Below are 26494 nucleotides of genomic sequence, written 5' to 3'. Positions count from 1 at the left end.
GTCGATGCGAGGGTGGGGGCCGCCGTCGTCGGGCGGCGCACCTTCGGCCTCGGTCCGGACCCGTCGGGCGGCCCGCCGCGGCCCGGCGTCCCGAGCTTCGTGGTCACCCACCGGGCCCGCACGCCTTCAGGCCGCCTGGGCCGGCAGTCGCCCCTCCTTGACGGCGGTGACGAGTGCCTCGTGGTCGCGCTCGTTCTGGTCGGCGTACTGCTCGGCGAACGTCACCAGCGCCCGGTCGAAGCTGTCGCCGCCGCCCAGATAGGCGGCGATGGCGATCCGGTCGCCGGATCTCGCGTGGGCCCGGGCCAGCGTCGCGCCGCACAGCGCGCCGAAGGTGCGCATGCCGCGGGGCACCATGTCCTCGGCCACGGCGACCCACTTCCAGTCCCGCAACTGCCGTACGTAGAAGTCCCGTCGCCGGCCGTCGATGCCCTCGACGCGCTCCCAGCCCAGGAAGATGTCGCTGGTGGCCTGCATCAGCCGTTGTCCGGCGACCACCCGCTCGCCCTGCGTCCGGTACGTGCTCACCCCGGCGAAGGGCGCCAGCACCGACTCGTCGGCCTCCTTGGCCTGGAGGAACAGCGGATCCTCGTCGTCCCTGCCGAGCAGCAGCACGATCCAGCAGCGGGTGCCCACGCTGCCCACGCCGACGACCTTGCGGGCGATGTCGGCCACCCGGTACTGCTCCAGCAGGTACCGCCGGTCCGACTGGATGGACTGGCCGTAGCGCTCGATCAGCCGGCGGATGCCCTTCTCCACGTCGCCACCGCGGCCTTCACCGGGCAGCAGGTCGTCGAGACGGGTGATGAGCGGGGGGTCGGGGGCGATGAGGCGCCTGCCGTCGACGACATGGGTGAGCTTGTCGAAGACCTGGAGGGTGTCGTGCGAGAGCGCCTTGGTCACGGCCCGCGCCCACCGCTCGCGGCCCCGCGCGGACAGGTCCGCCCCGAACCGGTCCCGTACCCAGTTGACGTCGAACTGGGCGTACCAGACGGCCAGGTTGCCGAGTCCGGCGAAGGACCGCATGCTCTCCCGGTACGACCGCACGGTGGCCCGTACGATCCTGGCCCGCTCCTTCGTGCTGAAGCCGTTCGCCCGGCCCGCGATGACGAGGCTCGCGGCCAGGCGCTTGACGTCCCACTCCCAGGGACCCGGCAGCGTCTCGTCGAAGTCGTTGATGTCGAACATGAGGCGCCGCTCGGGTGAGGCCAGCAGCCGGAAGTTCAACATATGGGCGTCACCGCACAGTTGGGTGCGCAGCCCCGTCGTCGGGGTGTTCGCGAGATCGGACGCCATGATGGCGGCGGCCCCCCGGTAGAACCGGAACGGCGACTCGGACATCCTGCTGTAGCGGATCGGCACGAGGCCGGGCAGCCGGGTCGCCGACTGCTTCTCGATGATCTTCAACGGGTCCGGGCGCTTCGGTCCGGGCGCGAACTCGGCGTGGCTGGAGCGGGGCGCGTTCGCCCGCGCGGCCTTGCCCAGCGCGGCCCGCTCCTTCGGGGCGCGGTGCCGCACGTCGTGTCCGTCCGGTTGGTTGTCGGTCATGGCTGCGGCTCCGTGGGGTGGTCTCGCCGGACGCCCGGGGCGCCGACGAAGGTCATGGCCATGGCGAGGTTGCGGGCTCCCTTCGGCCGATCATGAGCGGTCCGCGAGCCCCCGCCTCGACGGGAGCGCGGTCGGCGTCGGCCGGTCCGAGCGCCCGGACGCCTGCCGCATCGCCGGTGTGTCCGCTTCCAGGGCACCAGGGATCCAGGCCGCAAACTTCACCCGCCTCGGGTGATCTCCCGGCCCCGGCCACGCCGCAGGCTCGGAGAGGCAGTGCCGCACATCGCGCGGCACCGACGAAGTGAGGAATCCGCCATGACCACGAGCACGGTGCACCACAGGTCGTCCGCGTCCGAAGCGACCGCCGGCGGGCTGGTGACGTTCGCCGGCGTGATGCTGTTCATCGCCGGTGTCCTCGATCTGTTCCGGGGCATCATGGCCATCGCCGACGACGACATCTACGTCTCCACCCCCAACTACGTCTTCAAGTTCGACCTGACGAGCTGGGGTTGGATCCAGCTCGTCCTCGGAGTGATCGCCATCGGCGTGAGCGTCGGTCTCTTCTCGCGTGCCACCTGGGCGCGGGTCGTCGCCGTCGGCATCGCGGGGCTGCTGATCATCGCCAACTTCCTGTCGATCCCGTACTACCCCGTCTGGTCGCTCACCCTGATCGCGCTGTACGCCTTCGTGATCTGGGCCCTGTGCACGGCCCCGCGGGAACGCTGAGGCGCGGGCGGCCGGGTCGCGGCGAGCCGCCACCCGGCTGACCCCGTTGGCGGGTCGTGGACGCGTTCCGCGTGAGCGTGGCGAGAATGCGACCATGCCCCCCACAGCGGATACGCACGGGAGTTCGAAAACGGCGCAGATCGTCCTGCTGACGCTCGCGGCGGGCCAGTTCCTGATGGCGCTCGACAGCTCCGTCATGAACGTGTCGATCGCCACGGTGGCCGAGGACGTGGACTCGACCGTGACCGGCATCCAGGGCGCGATCACGGCGTACACCCTCGTGATGGCGATGCTCATGATCCCCGGGGGCAAGGTCGGCGCGCTGATCGGCCGCAAGCGGGCCTTCATGATCGGCTGCGTCATCTACGGATGCGGGTCGCTGACCACGGCGCTCGCCCCGAACCTGCCGGTGCTGCTGATCGGCTGGGCACTCCTGGAGGGGATCGGGGCGGCGCTGATCCTGCCCGCGATCGTGGCGCTCGTCGCCGGCAACTTCACCGTGGAACGCCGCCCCGCCGCCTACGGACTCGTCGCCGCCGCCGGGGCGGTCGCCATCGCGCTCGGGCCGCTCATCGGAGGCGTCGCCACCACGTACTTCTCCTGGCGCTGGGTGTTCGCCGGGGAGGTGATCCTCGTGCTCGGCATCCTGGTGCTGGCCCGGCGGGCCGCCGACGCGGTGCCCGACCGGCGGCCGCGCATCGACCTCGTCGGGGCCGTGCTCTCCGCCCTGGGGCTCGGGATCTTCGTGTTCGGCGTCCTGCGCTCGTCCCAGTGGGGCTGGTTCCGGCCGAAACCCGACGCACCCTCCTGGCTGGGAGTCTCGCCGGTCGTCTGGCTGATGCTCGCGGGCCTGTTCCTGATCTGGGTCTTCCTCCGTTGGGAGACCCGGCTCGTCGGCCGGGGCAGGGAGCCGCTCGTGCAGCCGGCCCTGCTGGGGAACAAGCAGCTCACCGGCGGCCTGACGATGTTCTTCTTCCAGTACCTCGTGCAGATGGGCGTGTTCTTCGTCGTACCGCTCTATCTGTCTGTCGCGCTCGGTCTGTCGGCGCTCAAGACCGGCGCGCGCATCCTGCCGCTCTCGCTGACCCTGCTGGCCGCCGCGATCCTGATCCCGCGGCTCCTCCCGAACGTCTCACCGCGCAGGGTCGTGCGGTACGGGATCCTCGCGATGTGCGCGGGTGCGGTGATCCTGATGGCCGCGCTCGACGCGGACGCGGGCGCGGAGATCGTCACGATCCCGCTGCTGCTGATCGGTCTCGGCATGGGCGCGCTGGCCTCCCAGCTCGGCTCGGTCACCGTTTCCGCGGTGCCGGACGAGCAGAGCGCGGAGGTCGGTGGCGTCCAGAACTCCGTCACCAACCTCGGCGCCTCGATCGGCACGGCGCTCGCCGGATCGATCATGATCGCCACGCTGACCACCTCGTTCCTGACCAGCATCGAACAGAACCCGGCGGTCCCGACCGAGGTCAAGAGCCAGGCGAACGTTCAGCTCCAGAGCGGGGCGCCCTTCCTGTCTGACGCCCAGCTCAAGACCGTCCTCGAGGACGCCGACGCGACCACGGCCGTGACCGACGCCGCGCTCGACGCGAACGCGGAGGCACGACTCGACGGCCTGCGCGCCGCCCTCGCCGTCCTCGCGCTCGCCGCCGTCCTCGCGCTGTTCTTCACCCACCGGATCCCGACGACCCAGCCGGGCTCGGCCGAGCGGTAGGGGGGCCTCCGCCCTACGCGTCACCGAGCCGTAGCGGGCGGCCTCCGTCCTACGCGTCAGGCCCCGCCTCCGGACGCGGGGCCGGGACGGTCACCGTCGTCTCCGTCGAAACCCGAGGTTCGTCACACGCCGCACCGTTGGCCACCGGTCCCTCCCCTCGTGCGGACCGGTGACGAACGGTGCGGGCGGAGTCGACCACGCCATGACGGCGCGGTTCGCGCGCCGGGCGCGCGGTCGCCCGCGTTACGCCCGGTTCATGCGCTTCTGCCTCCGGATCCTGCCAGCTGAGGCCCGAACCGAGGAGGATCCGATGTCCGGTCAGCCACTTAACCGCAGGTCAGCCATATAAAGTGGTTTTTCCGGTCCGGATTGCAGGTGCGGGGGAAGTTAGGGGTGGAGGCCTTGAGTTCCGACTCGGGCGCACGCACAGCCTTCGCGGAACGACTCGCGCTGCTGTACAAGGAGGCGGGCAACCCTCCACTCAAGCGCGTGTCCGAGACGGTCGCCCGACTCCAGCGGGTCGACGAGCGGGGACGGCCCGTAAGGGTGTCCACCCAGCGGATCAGCGACTGGCGACGGGCCAGGAACGTACCCGCCCAGTTCGCCGCCCTCGCCGCCGTGCTGCACGTCCTGATACCCGAGGCGCGGCGCGCGCGGCCCGCACCGGTGTCCACCGGGCTGTACGACCTCGGCCAGTGGCAGCGGCTGTGGGAGCGGGCGGTGGCCGATCCGGTCGTCGGCGATGTCCCCGTCGCCCCGGTGACGGAGGAGGAGGGCGAGCGGCCGGCGGCCGAGGCTCAGGGTGTCCCCGGAGGGGTGTGCCCCTACCGCGGGCTCGCCTCGTACCGCGAGCAGGACGCCCGTTGGTTCTTCGGCCGGGAGCGGAGCACGGAGGCCCTCGTCGCCCAGCTTCGCGCGGCGGAACGGACGGGTGGCCTGGTCATGCTGGTCGGCGCCTCCGGGGCGGGCAAGTCCTCCCTGCTCAGCGCCGGTCTCGTGCCCGCCCTCCAGAACGGTGCGGCGGCCGACCGGAACCGCGGCGGCCGGGCGGCGAAGACCGGCGGCTCCGCCCGGGTTCTTCAGCTGGTGCCGGGCGCCGATCCACTCGCCGAGCTGACCAGCCATATCCCCGAGCTCGCCCCTTTCACCACATCGACCTCGACCTCCGCCTCCGGCGCCGGCTCTGACGCCGGCTCGACCTCGACCGCAGCCACTGCCGCCGGCGGGAAACCCGGCACCCCCGGCTTCGCGCGGGCCGTACGGGAGGCCGTCACCGCCTGGGCGCGACGAGACGCGGGCGCCCCCTCCGAAACCTCCACCTCTTCCGAAGCTTCCGCTTCTTCCGAAGCTTCCGACTCCTCCGACCCCTCCGGCCTCCCGGCCCGCCCCGTCATCATCGTCGACCAGTTCGAGGAGGCCTTCACCCTCTGTCCCGACGAGGCGGACCGGCGCCTCTTCATCCAGCTCCTGCACGACGCCTGCACCCCGGCCGACACCGGCACGGCCGGAAGGCCGTTACCGCCCCCCGTCCTCGTCGTCCTCGGTGTCCGCGCCGACTTCTACGAGGAGTGCCTCAGCCACCCCGAGCTCTCCGACGCGCTCCAGCACCGGCACATGGTGCTGGGGCCGTTGTCCACTTCGGAGCTGCGCGAGGCGGTGACCGGGCCGGCCAGGGCCGTGGGGCTGGAGCTCGAGCCCGGGCTGGCGGAGCTGATCATCCGTGAGGTGACCGTCGACGGCCCGCGCGGAGCGCACGCGGGCGCGCTTCCCCTTCTCTCGCACGCCCTGCTCGCCACCTGGCAGCGCCGGAAGGCGGGACGGCTGACGCTGGCCGGCTATCGGGCGGCGGGCGGCATCCAGGGCGCGGTGGCGGCGACCGCCGAGCGGGCCTGGTCCGGGCTCGACCCGGCGGCGCGCACGGCGGCCCGGCTGCTCCTGATGCGGCTGGTCCGGCTCGGCGAGGACACCCAGGCCACCCGGCGCCGGGGCACCCGTCGGCAGCTGGCGGAGGAGTCGGCCGACCCCGGCAAGACGGAGGAGTCGCTCGAGGCCCTGGTGCGCGCCCGGCTCGTGACCCTCGACGCGGAGACCGTCGAGATCACCCACGAGGCGCTGCTGCACGCCTGGCCGCGGCTGCGCGACTGGATCGACGAGGACCGCAGCGACCATCTGCTGCGTCAGCGGCTGGAGGAGGACGGACGGGCCTGGGACAGCTCGAACCGTGACGCGGCGCTGCTCTACCGGGGCTCCCGGCTGGAGCAGGCCCACAGCTGGGCGAAGTCCGCCGGCGACACCTTCCTGACCCGCAGCGCGGTGGAGTTCCTGGCCGCGTCGGTCAGGCTGCGCAGGCGCATCGTGTGGATCAGCCGGGGCGCGGTCTCGGCGCTGGTGGTGCTGGCGATCCTCGCCGTCGGCGCGGCCGTGGTCGCCTGGCAGCAGCGCAACGACGCCGTGTTCGAGCAGGTGGTCGCGGAGGCCGACCGCGTCCAGTACACGGATCCGTCGCTGTCCGCGCAGCTCGACCTGGTGGCGCACGACCTGCGGCCGGACGACGCGGGCACCAACAACCGCCTGATCTCGATCGTGAACGCGCCGCTGGCCACACCGCTCCTCGGCCACACCGGTGCCGTCTACCTCACCTCGTTCAGCCCGGACGGCAAGGTGCTGGCCACCGCCAGCTACGACCGGACCGTCCGGCTCTGGGACGTCGGCGACCGGTCCCGCCCCAAGCCCCTGGGCAAGCCCCTCACCGGCCACCGGAGCTGGGTGAGCAGCGCGGTGTTCAGCCCGGACGGCCACACCCTCGCCAGCGCGGGCGACGACGGCACCGTCCGGCTGTGGGACGTCCGGGATCCCGCCCACCCGCGCCCGCTCGGGAAGCCCCTGACCGGCCACACCGGCACGATCTACCTGCTCGCCTTCAGCCCGGACGGGCGGACCCTGGCCTCCGCGGGCGAGGACCACACCGTGCGGCTGTGGGACATGACCGCGCCGGGCCGGCCGACGTCGCTCGGCGCGCTGACCGGCCACACGGCCGCCGTGCGCTCCGTGGCCTTCAGCCCGGACGGCCGGACCCTCGCGGCCGGCGGCGACGACAACACGATCCGGCTGTGGGACACGGCCGACCCGCGCCGGCCGGAGCGCATCGACAAGGTCCTGACGGGTCACACCGACACCGTGCACTCGCTGGACTTCAGCCCCGACGGGGACACCCTCGCCAGCGGCAGCACGGACGACACGATCCGGCTGTGGAACGTGACCGACCCCGGCCGGGCGACCCAGCTCGGCCCACCGCTCACCGGGCACACCGGCCCCGTGTGGTCGGTCGCGTTCAACCCCGCCGGGACCATGCTGGCCGCCGGCAGCGCGGACAGCACGGCCACCCTGTGGAACGTGAGCGACCCGGCGTACCCGTCGCAGGTCGGCGAGCCGCTCGCGGGGGGCAGCGGCGAGATGTACGCCATCGGCTTCAGCCCCGACGGCCGGACCCTCGCCACCGGCAACGGCGACAGCAAGGTCCGGCTCTGGTCGGTCCCGACGTCGGACATGATCGGTCGCAGCGGCGCCTTCCGGCCGGACGGGCGGGTACTGGCCACGGCCGCCCGCGACGGCAGGGTCCGGCTGTGGAACGTGGCGGACCCCGACCGGCCCGTGACGCTGGGCGCGCCCTTCATGCCCGACGACGGCAGCGAGCGCACGCTCGCGTTCTCGCCCGACGGCCGTACGCTCGCGGTGCTGACGGCCAACCGGGCGGTGTATTTGTGGGACGTCACCGACCCGGCCCGGCCGGTCTCCGCGGGGCCGCCCGTCGAGCTGCGCACCCGGTTCCTGGGCCCCGACGCGCTGGCCTTCGCGCCGGACGGACGCACCCTGGCGACCGCCTACGACGACCGCACCATCCAGCTGTGGGACGTCGGCGACCCCGCCCACGCCACCGCGCTCGGCTCCCCGCTCACCGGGCACAAGGGGTTCGTCAACGCCCTCGTGTTCAGCCCGGACGGACGCACCCTCGCCAGCGGCAGCGCGGACCACACGGTACGACTGTGGAACGTGACCGACCCCCGGCACGCCACGCCCGTCGGCAAGCCGCTCACCGGGCACGTAGGCCCGGTCAACGCGCTCGTCTACAGCCCGGACGGCCATACGCTGGCCAGCGGCAGCGACGACGACACGGTACGACTGTGGGACGTGACCGACCCGGCGCAGGCGTCCCGGCGGGGCTCGCCCCTCACCGGCCACACCGAGGCGGTGGTGTCGCTGACCTTCAACCAGGACGGCGACACCCTCGCCAGCGGCGGCAACGACAACACGATCCGGCTGTGGAACGTGACCGACCCGACCGGGGCCTCCCCCATCGGACAGTCGATGAGCCCCAACGCCAAGACCGGCAACTTCCTGTCCTTCAGCCCCAACAGCACCATGCTCGGCGTCTCCAGCGGCGCGGACACCGTACGGCTGTGGAACCTGGACGTCGACGAGGCGATCAGCCGTATCTGCGCGACCACGCGAGGCGTGCTGACGGCCGACAAGTGGCACGAGTACCTGCCCCGGCTCTCCTACGAGCCCCCGTGCGAGGACTGACCGGGAGAGTGATCCCGATCACAACGGCAGAGCAGCTGAGGAGTCGGCTCCCGCCGACCCGGCAGCCTTGTTAGCCTTGGCCATAGCCCGGTCGCTGGTGCATCCCCCGTCGCCAGCGACCGGGCCTTTTCCTGCCCTTTCCCCGGCCGGAACCGCCCTTTTCCCGCTGCTTTCCTGCCCGGCCCGTCCCGGTGAGCCCTCGGTGCACCCTCGGCGGGTCCCGGTGACCGGGAGTCGTAGGCTGGCGGGGTGCCGATATCCAGCAAAGTGATCGCGGTCCGTGACCACCGGGGGCGCGAGCGCTCAGGGCGCCTCGATCTCCCGGAACTTTGCCCGGAAGTGCCCTCGTGAGCCGACGCATCGTCATAGTCACCGCCGTGCACGCCCCTTCGGCCCGGTATCTGTCCGAGGCCTACGAGTCGCTGCGCACCCAGGAGTTACCCGCGGGCTGGGACTGGCACTGGGTGATCCAGGAGGACGGCACGACGGACGAGGTCGCGCCGCACATCCCGGACGACACCCGGGTGACCTTCCGTCAGGGACGCCCGGGCGGGCCCGGAGTGGCCCGCACGATCGCGCTCGCCCACGCCGAGGGCGAGTACGTGAAGGTCCTGGACGCCGACGACCGGCTCGCGCCCGGCACCCTCGCCCGCGATCTGGCCGCCCTCGAACGCGATCCGGGCCTCGGCTGGGCGACCTCGAGCGCCCTGGACCTCCTGCCGGACGGCTCCACCATCGGCTTCCCCGGCGATCCCGCCGAGGGGCCGATCGAGCGGGGGGCCGTGCTCGACCACTGGAAGGCGAACGACTTCCGCGCGCCGGTGCACCCCGCGAGTCTCTTCGTACGGCGGGACCTGCTGACCGCGCTCGGCGGCTGGATGGCCCTGCCGGCGTCCGAGGACACCGGCGTCCTGCTGGCGCTCAACTCGGTGAGCCGCGGCTGGTTCTCGGCGCGGACCGGACTCCTCTACCGGAAGTGGGACGGTCAGGTGACGGGCCAGTCCGCGCATACCGACCCCGCCGAGCGGGAGGCGCGCATGGCGGTGGTGGAGGCGCGGACCCGGGCGCTGGAGTCCTTCCGCTGGAGCTACCCGCCCCGGGGCGCCCCCAGAGGCTGATGGCCTGCGACGGGCAGCGCTCGGCCGCGTCCCGCACCTCCGGGTCGTCGCCCGTGTCCTCGCGTCCCGGGATGACGGCTCCGAAACCGTCGTCCGCCGTGGTGAACACGGAGGACAGGCGGAAGGCGCACTCGCCGGAGCCGTAACCGAGTTCGCGGTTCACAAAGACCGTCATACGACGGGTCTGCCCTCCGGCCCTCTCACTCGACCGGCCCGCCGGCCAGGGCCATCCAGTGGGCGACCCTGCGCAGCGTGGCCTCGTCCACCCGGTCGACCAGGGTCCGGACGGCCGTCACGTCGTCCGGCGCGAGATCGTAGAGGCCCGCCTTGCTCAGGCCCGCCATGAGGACCTGGTGCCGACGGTCCTCCATGCGTTCCGCGAGCTTGGCATGGCCGGGCCGCGCGACGCCGTCACCCGACGGCGGGGGCGCGGCCTCCGGCGTGACCGCGGCCGGCGACGGGTCGAAGCGCTGCCACTCACCGTCCTTCGGCCCCCACAGAGCGACGGCGACCTCGTCGCCCCGGGCCCGTTTGACCTGCGTCATCTCGCCGATCGCGTACAGCACAGGGGCGCGGTCGGGGGATTCGGCGCCCGGCCGCCAGGACGTCGAGGCCGGGTCGTAGAACATCGCCACCCAGCGGGGAACACCCGGCGGCTGCGGGCTCCGGGGAGGACGGGTCGGACGATCCGGTTCGGTCTCCATGGCGCTCGCCCCTTCCGTGTCGGCATCGGTGTCGGTATCGGTACGGGTGACGGCTTGAGCACGCCAGGGCGACCATAACTGACGGACCGTCAGCTCACCAGACGGCCGGAGCGGACAGCTGCCGACCGGCACGGATTGCCGAACCGGGTGAAAGGGGGGAACGCGAAGGTCTAGATGCCGCCGGCGCTCTCGCGGGTGAGCGCCACTTCCCGGTGCTCGTTGCAGCGCGGAAGGACGGTGAGGTCCACGTCCGGGTGCCTCTGGTGGGCCTGGAGAGCGGCGCTGACCAGCGTCATGAGCAGGTCGATGTCCGTCTCGCACTCCAGATGGACGGTCACCCAGGGCGAGCCGGGCAGCAGCCGGATCGCGCTGGAGTGCCTCAGGTCCCTCTCGAACCGGTGGATCGCCTTGCCGGTGAGATGCAGGTCGACACTCCGGTCGGAGTGGAAGTGCGCGATCTCGACCCCGCCCGAGCGCAACGCCCGACCGGTGCCGCAGCTGGGCCGGACCTCAGCGAGGTCGGGCCAGGTCGCCAGTCGTGTCAAGGCACGCGAGGCCGCCGTCATGGCCCCATCATGAGGCGCTAACCGCCCGGCCACCAGGGGTTGAGGGAGCCTTAACCGGGCTGTATCGCGGAGAGTTCCACCCCTCAGTTGTTCCACGACTCGTCGTAGGGGTCCCGTGGGGTCGGGGTCGGTGTGGCGGTGGTGACCTTGATGAAGGGGATGGGGCCGTTGTTGACGGGATCGTGGGTGGTGCGAGGGGTGTAGGTGCCGGTGACGGTCAGCCAGGTGTCCGGCTGGAGAACCGGTGGGATGTCGCCGGTCAGGCCGACCTTGACCGGCTGGGCGTCGGCGGCGCAGCAGTTGAGGGCCATGCGGACCAGATAGGGCGTGCCGTCGTGTTCCAGGGCCACGAAGCCGGTCAGGCGGACCTCGCGGCCGGTGAGGGTGCGGCCGTGGTCGTATACGGCTCGGCCCGCGTAGTCGACGACGCTCAGGGGCAGCGGGTCCTTGGCGGAGAGGGCCGGGTAGGCGAGGGGCTCCTGGAGGGCCGTGCCCGTCCTGGTCGCGCTGTACGAGCCCAGGGCAGGCGGGGCGACCAGGATCAGCGCCAGGAGGGGGAGGATCAGGAGCCAGGCGACCCGGGGTTCGGGGTGGGCGTGCCCGGCTCGGGCGCTTTCGGCTTGGGTGCTTTCGGGGCGGGCGTGTTCGGGAGCGGCCTGTTCGGGAGCGGCCTGTTCGGGAGCGGCGAGGGTGCCCGCGTCTGCTTTCCGCTGCTCCTGTTTGTGTTCCTGCTGCTCCTGTTTCTGCTGGTCCTGCTCGTCCTTCGTCTTCGTCTTCGTCCTGCGGTGTTCGTACCAAGCCGTCGCCAGCGCCGTGACGATCAGGATCGCGCCGGACGCCAGCAGCAGCGGGCGCAGGCCCGCCTTGACGTAGCGGAGGTAGAGGTCGGTGGTGCCGGCGTGCAGCAGGGCCGCGCCGAGGAGGAAGAGGACGGCCGCCTGGGACTGTCGGTTCACAGCAGGACCCATCCCGTCAGGACCGCCGCCACGATGGCCAGCGCGAAGGTCGCCGGGGCGAAGCGCAGCGCGAAGCTCCGGCCGAAGGTGCCCGCCTGCATCGCGAACAGCTTGAGGTCGATCATCGGGCCGACCACCAGGAAGGCGAGCCGGGCCGTGAGGGAGAACTGGGTCAGGGACGCGGCGACGAACGCGTCCGCCTCCGAACAGATGGACAGGACCACCGCGAGGACGGCCAGTGTCAGGACGGCGACCGCCGGGTTCTCCGCGGCCGTGCGCAGCCAGCTCTCCGGGGCGACGGCCTTCAGGGTCGCCGCCGCCATCGCGCCCAGGACCAGGAAGCCGCCTGCGTGCATCACGTCGTGCCGGACCGAGTCCCAGAACGCGGCCCCCTTGGTCTCCCCCTCGTGCGGCGCGTGGGCCGGCAGCCGCAACCAGTCCGAGCGGCCCAGCCGTTGCCACAGCCAGCCCATCGCGCACGCCACGAGCAGACTGGCGACGAATCGGGCCAGCACCATCTCGGGGTTGCGGGGGAAGGCCACGGCCGTCGCCGTCAGCACGATCGGGTTGATCGCCGGGGCGGAGAGCAGGAAGGCGAGCGCCGCGGCCGGGGTCACGCCCCGGCGGACCAGGGCGCCGGCCACCGGAACCGACGCGCACTCGCAGCCGGGCAGCAGCGCGCCCGCGACCCCGGCGACCGGGACGGCGAGTCCGGGGCGGGACGGCAGGGCGCGGGCGAAGAAGGAGGGCGGTACGTAGACCGCGATCGCCGCCGACAGCAGCACCCCCAGCACCAGGAACGGCAGCGCCTGCACCACCACCGCCACGAACACCGTCGTCCAGCTCTGCATCACCGGGGCGGACAGCGCGCGCCGGATGGGACTCTGCAGCAGCACCATCAGGAGCAGCAGCATGGTCAGGACCAGGGGCGAGGTGAGCCGCCCGGGCTCGTCGGGCGGCGCGGGAGGCGCGGGAGGTGCCTGCGGTCGGTCCCGGCGGGCGCCCTCCTCGTGCGGGGCCGCTCTGGTGATGGCCACGGGTCGCGCACCTCCGGCTTCCGTGTTCTCCCTGATGCCTGTTTCTCGCATTCCCTCCCCTTTCATACGGGAGTTCCGTACGGGGTGTTCACCTCATCCGTGGAACCTCCCGTCCCGGTGAGGCAGTCTTCTCCCTCGTGGGGAGCGTTCCGAATCAGGGTCAGCCGCCGGGCACCGCCGGCGCGCACATGGTGGTGTGCGGTGACGACGGTCTCGCGCACCGGCTCGCCGCCGAACTGCGGGGGGTGTACGAGGAGCAGGTCACGCTCGTCGTGCCGCCCGCCGAGCGGACGGTACGGCCGCCGGTCGTGGGGCGGGCCCGGGCCGTGTCCGCTGCCCTGCTCGACCGGGTGGTGAGCGCGGCCGTCAACCGGGCGGCGGGCAACGGCACACCCACCGCCCCGAGCGAACCCGTGGGCGGACAGCGGACCTTGGAGGCCGTGGAGGCCACCGAGGCGGTGCTCGCCGAGGCGGGTGTGGAGCGGGCCGCCGCGCTGGCGCTCGTGTACGACGACGACGAGACCAACATCCGGGCCGCCCTCACCGCTCGCCGGCTCAACCCCCGACTTCGGCTCGTCCTGCGGCTCTACAACCGGCGGTTGGGCCAGCACATCGAGGAACTCCTCGATCAGGCAGCCGCGCTGGCCGCCGAGAGCGCGGGCGCAGCGGGGGACGCCTACGACACGTCCGCCGGTGACGCCTCGACCACCGTGCTGTCCGACGCCGACACCGCGGCCCCCGCGCTCGCCGCGACCGCCGTCGTCGGCACCAGCAAGGTGGTCCAGACGGACGGGCTGCTGCTGCGCGCCGTGGAGCGGCCGCCGGCCGGGCCCGGGGAGTCCGACCCGCCGGGCCTGCCCACGCTCGCGCTGCTCTCCGCGATCGGCAGCGACCCGGCCTTCGCGGACGGTTCCGAGGCCAGCGGTGAGCAGGGGCCGCTGCTGTTGCCCGACGCGGCGGCCGTACGGGAGGCTGCCGCGTCCGGGAGGCGCGGGTCCGTCGTCCTGGAGCAGGTCGCCTACTCCGCCGGGCCCGCGTTGCCGGCCGGGCGGGGCGTCGGGGTCGTGGTGCCGTTCGCCTCGCTGTTCTCGCGGCGGCTGCGGTGGTCGCTGGCCGGGCTGGTCGGCTGTGTGTTCGCGCTGGCGGTGGCGTTGTGGCTGGTGACCGGCATCCATCCGCTGGGCGCGCTGTATCTGACGCTGCTGGATCTGTTCGCCATCAACGACCCGGCCGTCGGGGCCACCACCGAACGCCAGGTCCTTCAACTCCTCTCCGGGCTGATGGGGTTGTTGCTGCTGCCGGTGCTGCTGGCGGCGGTGCTGGAGGCGCTCGGGACGTTCCGCGGGGCGGGGACCCTGCGCCGGCCGCCCCGGGGTCTCGGCGGACATGTCGTGCTGCTCGGGCTGGGGAAGATCGGCACGCGGGTGCTGACCCGGTTGCGTGAGCTGAACATCCCCGTGGTGTGCGTCGAGGCCGGGCCGGAGGCGCGGGGGCTCGCGGTGGCGCGGCGGTTACGGGTGCCGGTGGTGCTGGGGGACGTCACGCAGGAAGGGGTGCTGGAGGCGGCGAAGATCCACCGCGCCCATGCGCTGCTCGCGGTGACCAGCTCCGACACGACGAATCTGGAGGCCGCGTTGTACGCGCGGTCGCTGCGGCCCGATCTACGGGTGGTGCTGCGGCTGTACGACGACGACTTCGCGACCGCCGTGTACCGCACCCTGCGGGCCGCGCATCCGCAGGCGCTGACCCGGAGCCGGAGCGTGACGCATCTCGCGGCGCCGTCGTTCGCCGGGGCGATGATGGGGCGGCAGATCCTGGGGGCGATCCCGGTGGAGCGGCGGGTGTTGTTGTTCGCCGCGTTGCAGGTCGGGGGGCATGCGCAGTTGGAGGGCAAGACGGTCGGGGAGGCGTTTCGGGCGGGGTACTGGCGGGTGCTGGCGCTGGACACCGGCCGTGAGGGTCAGGGCGGATCCGGACTGCTGTGGGACCTCTCGGACGCGTATGTCCTGCGGGGCTCGGATCGGGTGGTGCTGGCCGCCACCCGGCGGGGGCTGGCGGAGTTGCTGCGGCGCAGGCGGCGAGGCGGGTCGGAGGGCTAGGCCCCCCCGACCCATCGGGGCGAGCCGCTGCCCACTGGGCGAGCCCGTGCCCACCTGGGCGAGCCCCCGCCCAGCGGGCCCTCGCTCCCGCCCAGCGGCAACCGGCTCCCAGCCGTCGGGGCCCGGCTCCCGGCCGGAGGGTTTTCGCCCCCGCCGCCCCTGCCCTTCCCGACCTCGGGGGCTCCGCCCCCGAACCCCCGCTCCTCAAACGCCGGAGGGGCTGAGAGTTGCGGAGGGGCCGAGAGCTGGGCGGGGGCTGGGAGTTGGGCAGGTGCCGAGAGCTGGGCAGAGGCTCGGAGTTGGGCGGGGGCTGGGAGTTGGGCAGGGGCTGGGAGTTGGGCAGGGGCTGGGCTGGGAGTTTCGGTAGGGGCGAGGGGGGATCAGATCGGTGCTTACCGGGTCAAATGCCGCTCCGCGAACTCCAGTTCCAGTCTGACCTGCTTGATGCGTTCGTCCACCACCAGCGAGCCGTGACCCGCGTCGTAGCGGTACACCTCGTGCACCGCTCCCCTCGTCTCCAGGCGCCTGACGTAGTTGTCGATCTGGCGGATGGGGCAGCGGGGGTCGTTCACACCGGCCGAGATGTAGACGGGGGCTCGCACCTTGTCGACGTACGTCAGCGGGGACGAGGCCTCGAAGCGCTCCGGGACCTCCTCGGGGGTGCCGCCGAGCAGCGTGCGGTCCATCGCCTTCAGGGCCTCCATCTCGTCGTGGTAGGCCGTGACGTAGTCGGCGACGGGGACGGCCGCGATGCCCACGGCCCACGCGTCGGGCTGGGCGCCGAGGCCGAGGAGGGTGAGGTAGCCGCCCCAGGAGCCGCCGGTGAGGATCAGCCGGGCGGGGTCGGCGAGGCCCGAGCTCACCGCCCACTCCCGGACCGCCTCGATGTCCTCGAGCTCGATCAGGCCCACCCGGTGCTTCAGGGCGTCCGTCCAGGCGCGGCCGTAGCCGGTGGAGCCGCGGTAGTTGACGCGGACGACCGCGTAGCCGTGGTCCACCCAGGCCGCCGGGGCCGCCGCGAAGGCGTCGCTGTCGTGCCAGGTCGGGCCGCCGTGGATGTCGAAGACGGTGGGCAGCGGGCCGGTGGCACCGGCGGGCCGCTGGACCAGCGCGTGGATGCGGCCTCCGGGGCCCTCCACCCACACGTCCTCCACCGGGACCGAGCCGGGGGACTTCATGCCGGGCGGGTCCAGGACCACTTCGCCGGTCGTCGAGCGGACCGCCGGCGGCCGGGCCGCGGACGACCACAGGTACTCCACACTGCCGTCCGGACGGGCCGTGGCCCCGGAGACCGTGCCGGGCGGGGTCGTGATCCGCTCCAGCGCGGCGCTCGCGAGGTCGTAGCGGAACAGTTCGCTGCGGGCCTCGAAGCTGTGCACGATGAGCAGGCCCGAGCCGTCCGGGTACCACTCGGCGCTGACGTCCCCCGGCAGGTCCAGGCCCAGGTCCGTCTCCAGACCGGTCGCCACGTCCCAGACCAGGGGCTCCCAGCGGCCGCGGCGCTGGTGGCCGATCAGCAATCGGGTGTCGCCGTCGACCGGGGCGAAGCCCAGCACCTCCAGGCCCAGCTCCTCGACGCCGCCCTTGGTGTCGTCCAGCTCGGCGACCTTCGAGCCGTCGGGGCGCAGGACCCGCAGCGCGGAGTGCATCGCGTCGCCGTGCTCGGTGTGCTCGACGGCGATGAGGGAGCCGTCGTGGGAGAGGTCGCCCACGCCGGCGGACTCCCGGTGGCGGTACAGCTCGAAGGGGGGCTCGCCGATCCGCGCCACATGGATCGTCGTGCCCTCCTCGTCCGTGGAGCGGCCGACCACCGCGGTACGGCCGTCGCGGCCGAGGGCCAGGCCCGCCGGGTAGGAGGCGTCCAGGCCCGGGGTGGCGGGCTCGTCGGCTCCGCCGCCGAAGGGCTGACGGCGCCAGACGCCGAACTCGTCGCCGTCCTTGTCGTCGAACCACCAGATCCACGCGCCGTCCGGGGAGAGCACGCCGTCCGTCGTGCCGTTGGCCCGGTCGGTCACCTGGCGCTGGTGGCCCGTGGCCCGGTCCCAGGCGTACAGCTCGTACGTCCCCGTCGCATTGGAAACGAACAGGGAGCGGTCCGGCGCGTCCTCCGCCCAGTCGGGCAGCGACACCCGGGGCGCCCGGAAGCGCTTCTCCCAGTCGGGCATCTCCTCGTACTGCTCGGGTGCGGCGGACCCGTTGCTCTCAGTCATGACCCCATATTGCCCGCCCGCGAGGGCAATGGGACGCCAAGGTCCCCAGGCTGTGGATAACTTCCCACCGACTTCGCACCTCCTTCCCACCAATGAGCCCCGCCCGACCCTCACCCGAGCCCCGCCCGAGCCCCGCCCGACCCTCGCCCGAGCCTCACCCCGCGGGTCGGCGTCCGGTGCCCGCCCCGTACCGTGGAGGGCGTGTACCGGTTCCTGCTGACGCCCCGCTGGTGGGGGATCAACGTCTTCGTGCTGCTGGCCATCCCCTTCTGCGTGTTCATGGGGTCCTGGCAGCTGAGCCGGTTCGAAGCGCGGGTGGACGACCACCGCAGCGCGAAGGAGCAGGCCGAGTCCGCCCGTACGCAGGCCGCGCGACCGCTGGCCGAGCTGCTGCCCGTGGACAAGTCGACCTCCGGCCGGCGCGCCACCGCCACCGGGCACTACGGCACGCAGTTGCTGGTGCCCGACCGGCAGCTGGACGGCAGGGACGGGTACTACGTGCTGACCCTGCTGCGCACGGACGGCGGCAAGGCGCTGCCCGTGGTGCGCGGCTGGCTGCCCGGCAGCGCCGACGCCGCGAAGGCCCCGAAGCCGCCGGCCGGTCAGGTCACCGTCACCGGCACGCTCCAGGCCTCCGAGACGCCGGGCGACAACGGGGTGAGCGCACAGGGCGGCCTGCCGGCCGGGCAGACCTCGGCGATCAGCGCCGCGTCACTGGTCAACCTGGTGCCGTACGACCTCTACGACGCCTGGGTCACGCTCGACACCGCCGACTCGGGGATGACGGCCGTGCCCGCGACCGCGGCGGCCGACACGGGCCTCGATCTGAAGGCGTTCCAGAACCTGGGCTACACCGGCGAGTGGTTCGTCTTCGCCGGGTTCGTGGTGTTCATGTGGTTCCGGCTGCTGCGCCGCGAGGTGGAGTTCGCGCGGGACGCGGAGCTCGGCATCTTCCCGGAGGAGCCCGGGGGATCCGAGGAGCCCGGCGCCGGATCGGCCGATCGCCACGACCACGGACAGGTTCAGGAGGACGCCAGCACGCCCGTCCGGTAGATCGTCCCCGCGCACGCGTCGGACACCGTGGCCACGCTTGTGGGGGAACCGCTCTCGGCCGTGTAGGTCACGTTCACGCTGCCGGCGACCGTGCCGTCCTCGGTGTACATCTGGGCCGAGGTGCCGGAGGTGGTCTCGCCGGTCGTGCTCGACTGCTCGGTCGGAGTCGGGGACGGGGACGCCGAGCCGCCGCTGTCGCCGCCGCTGCTGCCGCCCGTGGTGGGGCAGGTCTCGGAGGGCACCCAGGCGAACTTGACCTCATAGGCCGAGCCGGGGGCGAGCGCGTGCTGGGCGACGTAGAGGGAGGGGTCGGGCAGGCCGGCCGCCACGTCCCCGGAGGCGTGCTCCACGACGGTGATCTTCGAGGCGTCGGCGGCGCCCTGGGCGCCGAAGGTCACGGAGACCGCGCCGCTGACGGTGCAGGTGGCGCTGGAGGCGTTCTGGACGAGGAAGGTGCCGTAGACGGTGCCGGCCGAGTCGGGGACGTCGACGCTCGGAGTGCCGGCGTCGAGCTGGTCCGCCGTACAGGCGGGCGCACTCGCCGCGGACTCGGAGGTGGGCCCGGCGCCACTGGAGGCGGTGCTGCCCTCGGACTCCTTGCCCTGGCCGGAGTCGGTGGCGCCACCCTTGCCCTGCTCACCGGTCTTGCCGGAGGAGTCGCCGACCTTGCCCGAGGAGCCGCCGTCGGGGCCCTTGCCCTGATCCGCGCCCCCCTGCGCCTGTGAGGCCTGGCCGGCGATGGAAGGGTTGGCGTCGGAACCGCCGGCGTTCGAGACGTGCAGTACGGCCGGGACGGCGGTGCCGAGGAAGAGAGCCGCGGCCGCCATGCCGACGGCCGCCTGCCGCTTGCGGGCCCGCCGTACGGGAACGGCCCGCCGCAGGTGGTCCAGCGAGCCGTCGCGCGGCTCCATCTCCTGGACGGCGTCGTGCAGCATCCGGCGCAGTGCCAGCTCGTCCGAGTCGAGCCCGTCGGGGCTCTGTTCGTCGAGGTGGTGGTTCACGGTTGAGTTCCCAGCGTGCGATTGCTTCGGCTCTTGTGCGGACGACGAGGACGTCGGCTCGTGCCACGCGTACGGCTCGTGGCGCTCGTGACTGTCGTGACTGCCGTGTGAGCCCTGCCCTTCGGCTTCCCCGCTCACGCCGACGCCTCCATGGCTATGCGCAGGGCGGCTATGCCGCGCGAGCCGTAGGCCTTGACCGAGCCGAGCGAGATGCCGAGGGTCGCGGCGACCTGGGCCTCGGTCATGTCGGCGAAGTAGCGCAGCACGAGGACCTCGCGCTGCCGGCGCTGAAGGCCCTTCATCGCCTTGATGAGCGAGTCGCGCTCCAGCTGGTCGTAGGCGCCCTCCTCCGCGCTGGCCATGTCCGGCATCGGCTTGGAGAGCAGCTTCAGGCCGAGGATGCGGCGGCGCAGGGCGGAGCGGGAGAGGTTGACGACCGTCTGGCGCAGGTAGGCCAGGGTCTTCTCCGGGTCGCGGACGCGTTTGCGCGCGGAGTGGACGCGGATGAAGGCCTCCTGGACGACGTCCTCGCAGGAGGCGGTGTCGTCGAGAAGGAGGGCGGCGAGACCGAGCAGCGAGCGGTAGTGCGCCCGGTAGGTCTCGGTGAGGTGGTCGACGGTGGTGCCGGCCGCCTCGGCGGTCTCGGCGGCGACGGTCGCTTCGGCTGCTTCGGCGCCGTCACGCTGGCTGGGGACGCGGGCGGGCCGCGCTGCGGGCATGGGCGCGATCACCGGCATGCCACCGGGCGAGCCGGGCATACGGGGTCGGAGGACGGCCCGCGGCGGCCGAAGGGCCGCGCCGCGGGGCGCCACTGGGAGTTCGAGTACCTCTGCCACGCCAGTTGGACACACTTCCCCCCGTAGGGGTTGTACGCGTCCGGCGTCACTTTTGCGTCGACCAAGGCCCCGCGCACCCGTCTCATCTGTCCCGCTCTTCCCCTATATGCCATATGAACGGGCGTCCCCACGCCCAGATCACCGCGTCCCCGAACGCTGTGATCGTTCACACGTCTGCGCACACCCCGCAGGGTGTCCGCAAAGACGCTCCCCGCCCTGCGCACGGTTGCGGAGAGCGGGGAGGAAAATCTTCGGATGCCAAAGGTGTCCGATACAAGTGGTTCGGACCATCGACCCGCTCACACTGCACTGGAGATCCTACAAACCCACCAAGGCCTGGCCAGCGCTTTTACTTGCGGCAGCACCTCGCCGGACGCCGGTGCGGCCGCCTCAGGACAGTTCGGCCGCCACCAGCTCCGCGATCTGCGCGGTGTTCAGCGCGGCCCCCTTGCGCAGATTGTCCCCGCACACGAACAGTTCGAGCGCCGTCGGGTCGTCGAGAGCCCGCCGGACCCGGCCCACCCAGGTCGGGTCGGTGCCGACCACGTCGGCGGGCGTGGGGAACTCCCCCGCGGCCGGATTGTCGAACAGGACGACACCGGGCGCCGTCGCGATGATCTCGCGGGCGCCCTCCACGGTGACCTCGTCCTGGAAACGGGCGTGCACGGTGAGGGAGTGCGTGGTGACCACCGGGACGCGCACACAGGTCACCGCCACCGGCAGCTTCGGCAGCCCGAGGATCTTGCGGGACTCGTCCCGCACCTTCATCTCCTCCGACGACCAGCCGTCCGCGCGCAGCGACCCGGCCCACGGGACGACGTTCAGCGCCACCGGCTCCGGGAAGGGCCCGGTGTCGTCGCCGACGGCCCGCCGCAGGTCACCGGGGCCGGTCCCCAGCTCGGTGCCGGCGACCAGCGACATCTGTCGCCGCAGCGTCTCCACCCCGGCCCGCCCGGCCCCGCTCACCGCCTGGTACGACGACACCACCAGCTCGCGCAGCCCGTACTCGGCGTGCAGCGCGCCCAGGGCGACGATCATCGACAGCGTCGTGCAGTTGGGGTTGGCGACGATCCCGCGGGGCCGGGTCCGCAGCGCGTGCGCGTTGACCTCGGGAACGACCAGTGGCACCTCCGGGTCCATCCGGAAGGCGCCCGAGTTGTCGACGACGACCACGCCCTTGGCGGCGGCGATCGGCGCCCACTGCGCCGCGACCTCGTCGGGCACGTCGAACATGGCGACGTCGACCCCGTCGAAGGCCTCCTCCGACAGGGCCACCACCTCGACCTCCTCGCCGCGCACGGCCAGCTTGCGGCCGACCGAGCGCGGGGAGGCGACGAGGCGGATCTCGCCCCAGATGTCGGCCCGCTGGGAGAGGATCCTGAGCATGACCGAGCCGACGGCCCCGGTCGCTCCCACGACCGCGAGGGTCGGCCGCACGGTACTGGCCATCAGCGGCCGGTGCCCCCGTAGACGACGGCCTCGTCGCTGTCGGAGTCGAGCCCGAAGGCGGTGTGCACGGCGCGCACGGCCTCGTTGACGTCGTCGGCGCGCGTCACGACCGAGATGCGGATCTCGGAGGTCGAGATGAGCTCGATGTTGACGCCCGCGTCGGACAGGGCCTTGAAGAAGTCGGCCGTGACGCCCGGGTTGGTCTTCATCCCGGCGCCGACCAGGGAGATCTTGCCGATCTGGTCGTCGTAGCGCAGCGAGTCGAAGCCGATGCCGGCCTTGTTCTTCTCCAGGGCGTCGATGGCCTTGCGGCCCTCGGCCTTGGGCAGCGTGAAGGAGATGTCCGTCAGACCGGTGGAGGCCGCGGACACGTTCTGCACGATCATGTCGATGTTGATCTCGGCGTCGGCGATCGTCCGGAAGATCACGGCGGCCTCGCCCGGCTTGTCCGGCACGCCCACGACCGTGACCTTGGCCTCGGAGGTGTCGTGCGCGACACCGGAGATGATGGCCTGCTCCACCGGCTTTTCCCCTTGCTGCTGTGTCTTCGGAACGAGTGGCTCACTGCTGACCCACGTGCCCTGGAGTCCGCTGAAGGACGAGCGGACATGGATCGGGATGTTGTAGCGGCGGGCGTACTCCACACAGCGGTGGAGCAGCACCTTGGAACCGGAGGCCGCGAGCTCCAGCATGTCCTCGAAGGCGATCCAGTCGATCTTCTGCGCCTTCTTCACCACGCGCGGGTCGGCGGTGAACACGCCGTCCACGTCGGTGTAGATCTCGCAGACCTCGGCGTCGAGCGCGGCGGCGAGGGCGACGGCCGTGGTGTCGGACCCGCCACGCCCCAGCGTGGTGATGTCCTTCTTGTCCTGGCTGACACCCTGGAACCCGGCGACGATGGCGATGTTGCCCTCGTCCAGCGCGGTCCGGATGCGCCCCGGCGTGACGTCGATGATCCGGGCTTTGTTGTGAACCGAGTCGGTGATGACGCCTGCCTGGCTGCCGGTGAACGACTGGGCGCTGTGACCCAGGTTCTTGATCGCCATCGCCAGCAGGGCCATGGAGATCCGCTCTCCGGCGGTCAGCAGCATGTCGAATTCCCGGCCGCTGGGCATCGGGGATACCTGCTCGGCGAGATCGATCAGCTCGTCCGTCGTGTCGCCCATCGCGGAAACGACCACGACCACCTGGTGGCCGTTCTTCTTCGCTTCCACGATCCGCTTGGCGACGCGCTTGATGCCCTCGGCATCGGCTACGGAGGAGCCTCCGTACTTCTGCACGACAAGGCCCACGTGCGCTCCTCGCTCAGTTTGTCTGTTTCCGCACATACGCCCTTGTACTGCGGGTCGGCTCAGTCTAACGAGCGCCCGAAAACCACCTCCCGAGTACCGCATGGTGAGACTCGGCGAGACTCGCGGAAGAGGCCGGAAAGGGGTCCGGACGCCCGTCGTCGGGTCTTCCCTTCCCACTGACGCCGAAGTGATAGCTGTGAATTAAGTTTCAAGCACTATCGTGCGGCTGTGCACGTACTCCTCGTGGAAGACGACGAACCGGTCGCCGAGTCGCTGCGGCGCGGGCTGAAGCGCTACGGCTTCGAGGTCGACTGGGTCACCACGGGCGCCGCCGCGCTCGCCCACTCCGACCCCTACGACGTCGTCCTGCTGGACCTGGGCCTGCCCGACACCGACGGCCTGGACGTGTGCAAGGCCCTGCGCGAGCGCGGCGACGTCCCGATCATCGTGATCAGCGCCCGCAGCGACGAGACGGACCGGGTGGTCGGCCTGGAGCTGGGCGCCGACGACTACGTGTCCAAGCCGTTCGGGGTGCGGGAGGTCATCGCGCGAATACGAGCGGTGATGCGGCGCGTACGGCGGCGCACGGCGGACGAGGACACGACCGGCGGCGCGGACCGCTACGGCACCCGGCTGACCGTCGACCGCAAGGCGGCCCGCGTCCACGTGGACGGCGCGGAGATCGCGCTCGCGCCGAAGGAGTACGACCTGCTGTCCTTCCTCACCGAGGAGCCGGGCGCGCTGATGTCGCGCGAGCAGATCATGGAAGCGGTCTGGGACGCGAACTGGTTCGGGCCGACGAAGACACTGGATGTGCACGTGGCGGCGCTGCGGCGGAAGTTCGCCGGGGTCATCGCCATCGAAGCGGTGCGGGGGGTGGGCTTCCGGCTGGAGATGGTCGGCGGGGCCGCTCCCGCCGGCCCGATCGGGCCGGTCGGCCCTGGCGACCCTGGCGACCCTGGCGACCCTGCATCATGATCAAGCAACTCATCCGCAGCTATGTGCTGCTGGTGGCCGTCGCCATCCTGCTGTTCACCGTGCCGGTGGCCTTCACGCTCACCGCCCAGCTGCGCGGCGACACCGAGGTGTCCATCGCACGCGAGGCGACCACCATGGCGCTGCTGTTGGGCAACGGCGACACCGCCTCCTGCCAGGCGCTGGAGGAGATGGCCAGGGCGTACGCCGTGGAGACCGAGGACGAGGTGCAGGCCACCACCACCGCCCGGTGCACACCGGCACTGCCGCGCCCCGAACGGGACGCGGCACTGGCCGAAGCCCTGGAGCGGGGCCGGCCGACCACCGACTGGGGGTCGGACTTCATCTGGGGCCGCGACCTGGTGATCACGGTCCCCGCGAAGGAAGACGGCCAGGTCGTCGGCGCCGTACGGATCGTCTACTCGACCTCGGGACTCACCCACAGGCTGTGGACGATCTGGGGCTTCCGGGCGGGCCTCGCCGTGACGGTGCTCGGCGTGGCCGCGCTGATCGGCGCGGTCGTCGCCCGCCGCATCACCCGCCCCCTGCGCCAGCTGAACGACATGGCGAGCAAGTTCAGCGACGGCGACCTGACGGCCCGCTCCCCCGTGACGGGCCCCCAGGAGACCCGGACCCTGGCCCGCACCCTCAACCAGGCCGGCGAACGCCTCGACACGCTGATCGCCTCGCAGCGCATCTTCGTGGCGGACGCCTCGCACCAGCTCAGGACGCCGCTGACGGCGCTCCGCCTCTCCCTGGACAACATCGCGGACGGTGTCGACGACGAGTTCGTGCGGGAGGACGTGGAGCAGGCCACCGCCGAGGTGGTGCGGATGAGCCGGCTGGTCAACGGCCTGCTGGTGCTGGCCCGGGCCGAGGCCAAGGTGACCGCGGCGGAGCCGCTGTCCCTGACGGACATCGTGGCGGAACGCCTGTCGGTGTGGAGGCCGGCCGCCGACGAGCGCGGAGTCACCATCGCGCTCAAGGGGAGTGTTGTCGACGACCGGCCGTCTGTGCTGGCCAGCCCCGGTCATCTGGACCAGGTGCTGGACAACGTGCTCTCGAACGCCCTGGAGGTGTCACCCGACGGCGGGACGATCATCGTCCGGACCGAGGCCGGGGCCAGGGAGGTGGTCCTGTCCGTCGCGGACGAGGGACCGGGCATGTCGGACGCGGAGAAGTCCCGCGCCTTCGACCGCTTCTGGCGCGGCCAGGGCCTGACCGGGCGCTCCGGTTCCGGGCTCGGCCTCTCCGTCGTCAAGCAGCTGGTGACGGACGACGGCGGGACGGTGGCCCTGGCGGACGCGCCCGGGGGCGGGCTCTCGGTGCGGATCAGCCTTCGGGCATCGCGGACGAGTGGTGGTTGACGATCTTCCACACGCCGTCGCGCTTCTCGTACTCGTAGGTGTAGCGGGCCTCGACGACGCGCTTCTTGCCGGTGTCGTGGTCGGTGAGCGTGAACGCGTAGACGCCGGTGTCGATGGCGGAGTCGCTGTCGAGGACGTTGACGATCGTCCGGACCTTCTTGCCGACCGGCTTGTTCTGGAGGAAGTGCTCGAAGTAGTCGACGATGCCGGCGCGATCGGTGCGGACCTTGTTGGAGACGGTGGGCAGCAGGACCGCGTCCTTGGCGTAGCGATCCGCGACGATCTCCGCGTCACCGGTCCGCAGCGCGGCGTTCCAGCCGTCGAAGAGGGCGGCGATCTGCTTCTTGGTGGGCTTCGAGGGCTTCTCTGATCCGGCCGCACTGACTCCGACCGACACCGTGGCGGCGGTGACGACGGCGGTGGCGGTGACGAGGGCGGCGCGTATGCGGGTCGTGCGGGTCATCGCAACTCCTGTGCGGCTTGCTGCTGTTGGGATGACCCAAGACTCGCGTCCGGCCGGTTAGCGCCCGTGCAGCCCTCGTACAGGGGACGTCCAGCACCCGGCCAATTCTCAGGAGGCGGTCTTCCGCCCCCGGTCCCGGACCAGGCTGACACCGGCCCCGAGCGACACGACGCCCATCCCGACGGCGGTCATCACGCCCTGCGATCCATCGACCACGAAGGGGGCGACGGCGGCGACCGCGAGGTTGAAGAGGAAGAGGAACCACAGGACGGGACGGGAGGAGAGCAGAGCCTTCATGACGGCCTTCCTTGAGCGGGAGTCGGTTTCGCTTGCGAGATCAACGATCCCGTCCCGGGCCTGCGGGAACGAGGGAGCGCACTCCCGAAGGCATGGTGTAGGCAGGTACACCATGACGAGCGGGACGAGTGAGGCACTGCTGGCGGGGATCGTGCTGCTGGGTTCCTGTGTGCAGTGGCTGACCGGGATGGGCTTCGCCCTGGTCAGCCGTCCCCGCGCTGGTGCTGCTGCTCGGCCCGGCCCAGGGGGTCGTCCTGGCGAACTGCGCGGCGGGCGCGTACGCGTGGACTCAGCGCTTCCCCCGCACCGCCCGGACCACCTCGGCCACGGCCCCCAGGATCCCGGCCCGGTCCTTCGACTCGGTGCCGTGGAGGGCGGAGCGGACGACGAGAACGGCGGCTGCGGCGACGATCAGCAGGCCGAGAACGCCGCAAGCCGCGGCGGCGAGAACCGGGTCCATGGTGATTCCTTCGCAAGGTCGGGTGGTGCGGGTCGGTGACGTCGA

General features: G+C 72.1%; 21 protein-coding genes and 2 pseudogenes. 9 read left to right on the top strand and 14 right to left on the bottom strand.

Annotated features, from left to right (window positions below; all coding sequences use genetic code 11):
- Nucleotides 1-126: 126 nt before the first annotated feature.
- A complete protein-coding gene (locus OG736_RS24170) occupies nt 127-1548 on the bottom strand; it encodes a DUF2252 domain-containing protein (protein ID WP_327184299.1) in 1422 nt (473 codons plus the stop codon).
- Between the two features lie 315 nt (nt 1549-1863).
- Between OG736_RS24170 and OG736_RS24165 the strand changes: the two genes are divergently transcribed.
- The 4 genes from OG736_RS24165 (at nt 1864) to OG736_RS24150 (ending at nt 9684) form a co-directional block, all read left to right on the top strand.
- Nucleotides 1864-2274 carry a DUF7144 family membrane protein gene (locus OG736_RS24165; protein ID WP_327184298.1) on the top strand — a complete coding sequence of 137 codons (411 nt, stop codon included), beginning with the start codon at nt 1864-1866 and terminating at the stop codon, nt 2272-2274.
- Between the two features lie 94 nt (nt 2275-2368).
- Complete coding sequence (locus OG736_RS24160; RefSeq protein WP_327184297.1) at nt 2369-3985, top strand: MFS transporter; 1617 nt, start codon at nt 2369-2371, stop codon at nt 3983-3985.
- A 393-nt stretch (nt 3986-4378) separates the two neighbouring features.
- Nucleotides 4379-8566, top strand: a complete 4188-nt coding sequence (locus tag OG736_RS24155) for an nSTAND1 domain-containing NTPase (RefSeq protein WP_327184296.1) — start codon at nt 4379-4381, stop codon at nt 8564-8566.
- Between the two features lie 347 nt (nt 8567-8913).
- Complete coding sequence (locus OG736_RS24150; RefSeq protein WP_327184295.1) at nt 8914-9684, top strand: glycosyltransferase family 2 protein; 771 nt, start codon at nt 8914-8916, stop codon at nt 9682-9684.
- A 55-nt stretch (nt 9685-9739) separates the two neighbouring features.
- Here OG736_RS24150 and OG736_RS24145 read toward each other — a convergent pair.
- From OG736_RS24145 to OG736_RS24125, 5 genes and pseudogenes are all read right to left on the bottom strand, one after another.
- Nucleotides 9740-9859: pseudogene (locus OG736_RS24145) on the bottom strand (ferredoxin); the annotation flags it as partial.
- A 25-nt stretch (nt 9860-9884) separates the two neighbouring features.
- Nucleotides 9885-10388 (bottom strand): hypothetical protein, encoded by a 504-nt coding sequence (locus OG736_RS24140; RefSeq protein ID WP_327184294.1) that lies wholly within the window; start codon nt 10386-10388, stop codon nt 9885-9887.
- Nucleotides 10389-10558: 170 nt separating this feature from the next.
- The gene (locus OG736_RS24135) at nt 10559-10954 is read right to left on the bottom strand and encodes a luciferase domain-containing protein (protein ID WP_327184293.1); all 396 of its coding nucleotides are present in this window, start codon (nt 10952-10954) and stop codon (nt 10559-10561) included.
- 83 nt (nt 10955-11037) lie between these two features.
- The gene (locus tag OG736_RS24130) at nt 11038-11910 is read right to left on the bottom strand and encodes a TIGR03943 family putative permease subunit (RefSeq protein ID WP_327184292.1); all 873 of its coding nucleotides are present in this window, start codon (nt 11908-11910) and stop codon (nt 11038-11040) included.
- Nucleotides 11907-12947: a permease gene (locus OG736_RS24125; protein ID WP_327184291.1), complete on the bottom strand. Its 1041-nt coding sequence runs from the start codon at nt 12945-12947 to the stop codon at nt 11907-11909. The genes OG736_RS24130 and OG736_RS24125 overlap by 4 nt, the downstream gene beginning before the upstream one ends.
- A gap of 188 nt (nt 12948-13135) precedes the next feature.
- Between OG736_RS24125 and OG736_RS24120 the strand changes: the two genes are divergently transcribed.
- Complete coding sequence (locus OG736_RS24120) at nt 13136-15046, top strand: NAD-binding protein (RefSeq protein WP_327187697.1); 1911 nt, start codon at nt 13136-13138, stop codon at nt 15044-15046.
- Nucleotides 15047-15438: 392 nt separating this feature from the next.
- Here OG736_RS24120 and OG736_RS24115 read toward each other — a convergent pair whose 3' ends face one another.
- Complete coding sequence (locus OG736_RS24115; RefSeq protein ID WP_327184290.1) at nt 15439-17256, bottom strand: S9 family peptidase; 1818 nt, start codon at nt 17254-17256, stop codon at nt 15439-15441.
- A 201-nt stretch (nt 17257-17457) separates the two neighbouring features.
- Between OG736_RS24115 and OG736_RS24110 the strand changes: the two genes are divergently transcribed.
- On the top strand, nt 17458-18309 hold the full coding sequence (locus OG736_RS24110; protein ID WP_327184289.1) for an SURF1 family protein: 852 nt from the start codon (nt 17458-17460) through the stop codon (nt 18307-18309).
- Here the strand turns inward: OG736_RS24110 and OG736_RS24105 are convergent.
- The 4 genes from OG736_RS24105 to OG736_RS24090 form a co-directional block, all read right to left on the bottom strand.
- Nucleotides 18279-19310 carry a hypothetical protein gene (locus OG736_RS24105; RefSeq protein ID WP_327184288.1) on the bottom strand — a complete coding sequence of 344 codons (1032 nt, stop codon included), beginning with the start codon at nt 19308-19310 and terminating at the stop codon, nt 18279-18281. The two genes, OG736_RS24110 and OG736_RS24105, sit on opposite strands and share 31 nt — an antisense overlap.
- A gap of 134 nt (nt 19311-19444) precedes the next feature.
- Nucleotides 19445-20068 carry a SigE family RNA polymerase sigma factor gene (locus OG736_RS24100; protein WP_327184287.1) on the bottom strand — a complete coding sequence of 208 codons (624 nt, stop codon included), beginning with the start codon at nt 20066-20068 and terminating at the stop codon, nt 19445-19447.
- A gap of 468 nt (nt 20069-20536) precedes the next feature.
- The gene (locus OG736_RS24095) at nt 20537-21595 is read right to left on the bottom strand and encodes an aspartate-semialdehyde dehydrogenase (RefSeq protein ID WP_327184286.1); all 1059 of its coding nucleotides are present in this window, start codon (nt 21593-21595) and stop codon (nt 20537-20539) included.
- A complete protein-coding gene (locus tag OG736_RS24090; RefSeq protein ID WP_020129234.1) occupies nt 21595-22887 on the bottom strand; it encodes an aspartate kinase in 1293 nt (430 codons plus the stop codon). The genes OG736_RS24095 and OG736_RS24090 overlap by 1 nt, the downstream gene beginning before the upstream one ends.
- Nucleotides 22888-23115: 228 nt before the next feature.
- Here OG736_RS24090 and OG736_RS24085 point away from each other — a divergent pair, with 228 nt between their 5' ends.
- Together OG736_RS24085 and OG736_RS24080 are read left to right on the top strand one after the other, a co-directional pair.
- Nucleotides 23116-23865: a response regulator transcription factor gene (locus tag OG736_RS24085; protein ID WP_327184285.1), complete on the top strand. Its 750-nt coding sequence runs from the start codon at nt 23116-23118 to the stop codon at nt 23863-23865.
- Complete coding sequence (locus OG736_RS24080; protein WP_327184284.1) at nt 23862-25229, top strand: HAMP domain-containing sensor histidine kinase; 1368 nt, start codon at nt 23862-23864, stop codon at nt 25227-25229. The genes OG736_RS24085 and OG736_RS24080 overlap by 4 nt, the downstream gene beginning before the upstream one ends.
- On the opposite strand, the gene OG736_RS24075 is transcribed toward OG736_RS24080, so the two are convergent.
- Together OG736_RS24075 and OG736_RS24070 are read right to left on the bottom strand one after the other, a co-directional pair.
- Nucleotides 25195-25692 carry an SgcJ/EcaC family oxidoreductase gene (locus OG736_RS24075; protein ID WP_327184283.1) on the bottom strand — a complete coding sequence of 166 codons (498 nt, stop codon included), beginning with the start codon at nt 25690-25692 and terminating at the stop codon, nt 25195-25197. The two genes, OG736_RS24080 and OG736_RS24075, sit on opposite strands and share 35 nt — an antisense overlap.
- 108 nt (nt 25693-25800) lie before the next feature.
- Nucleotides 25801-25989, bottom strand: a complete 189-nt coding sequence (locus OG736_RS24070) for a hypothetical protein (protein ID WP_054241848.1) — start codon at nt 25987-25989, stop codon at nt 25801-25803.
- 112 nt (nt 25990-26101) lie between these two features.
- Here OG736_RS24070 and OG736_RS24065 point away from each other — a divergent pair.
- A pseudogene (locus tag OG736_RS24065) lies at nt 26102-26267 on the top strand (sulfite exporter TauE/SafE family protein); the annotation flags it as partial.
- Nucleotides 26268-26278: 11 nt separating this feature from the next.
- Here the strand turns inward: OG736_RS24065 and OG736_RS24060 are convergent.
- Nucleotides 26279-26449, bottom strand: coding sequence for a hypothetical protein (locus OG736_RS24060; RefSeq protein WP_327187887.1), 171 nt, complete (start codon nt 26447-26449; stop codon nt 26279-26281).
- Between the last annotated feature and the right edge of the window lie 45 nt (nt 26450-26494).

It is taken from the genome of Streptomyces sp. NBC_01334, from assembly GCF_035983595.1.
Classification (GTDB): domain Bacteria; phylum Actinomycetota; class Actinomycetes; order Streptomycetales; family Streptomycetaceae; genus Streptomyces; species Streptomyces coriariae.
This window is presented reverse-complemented; position numbering and strand designations above follow the sequence as displayed.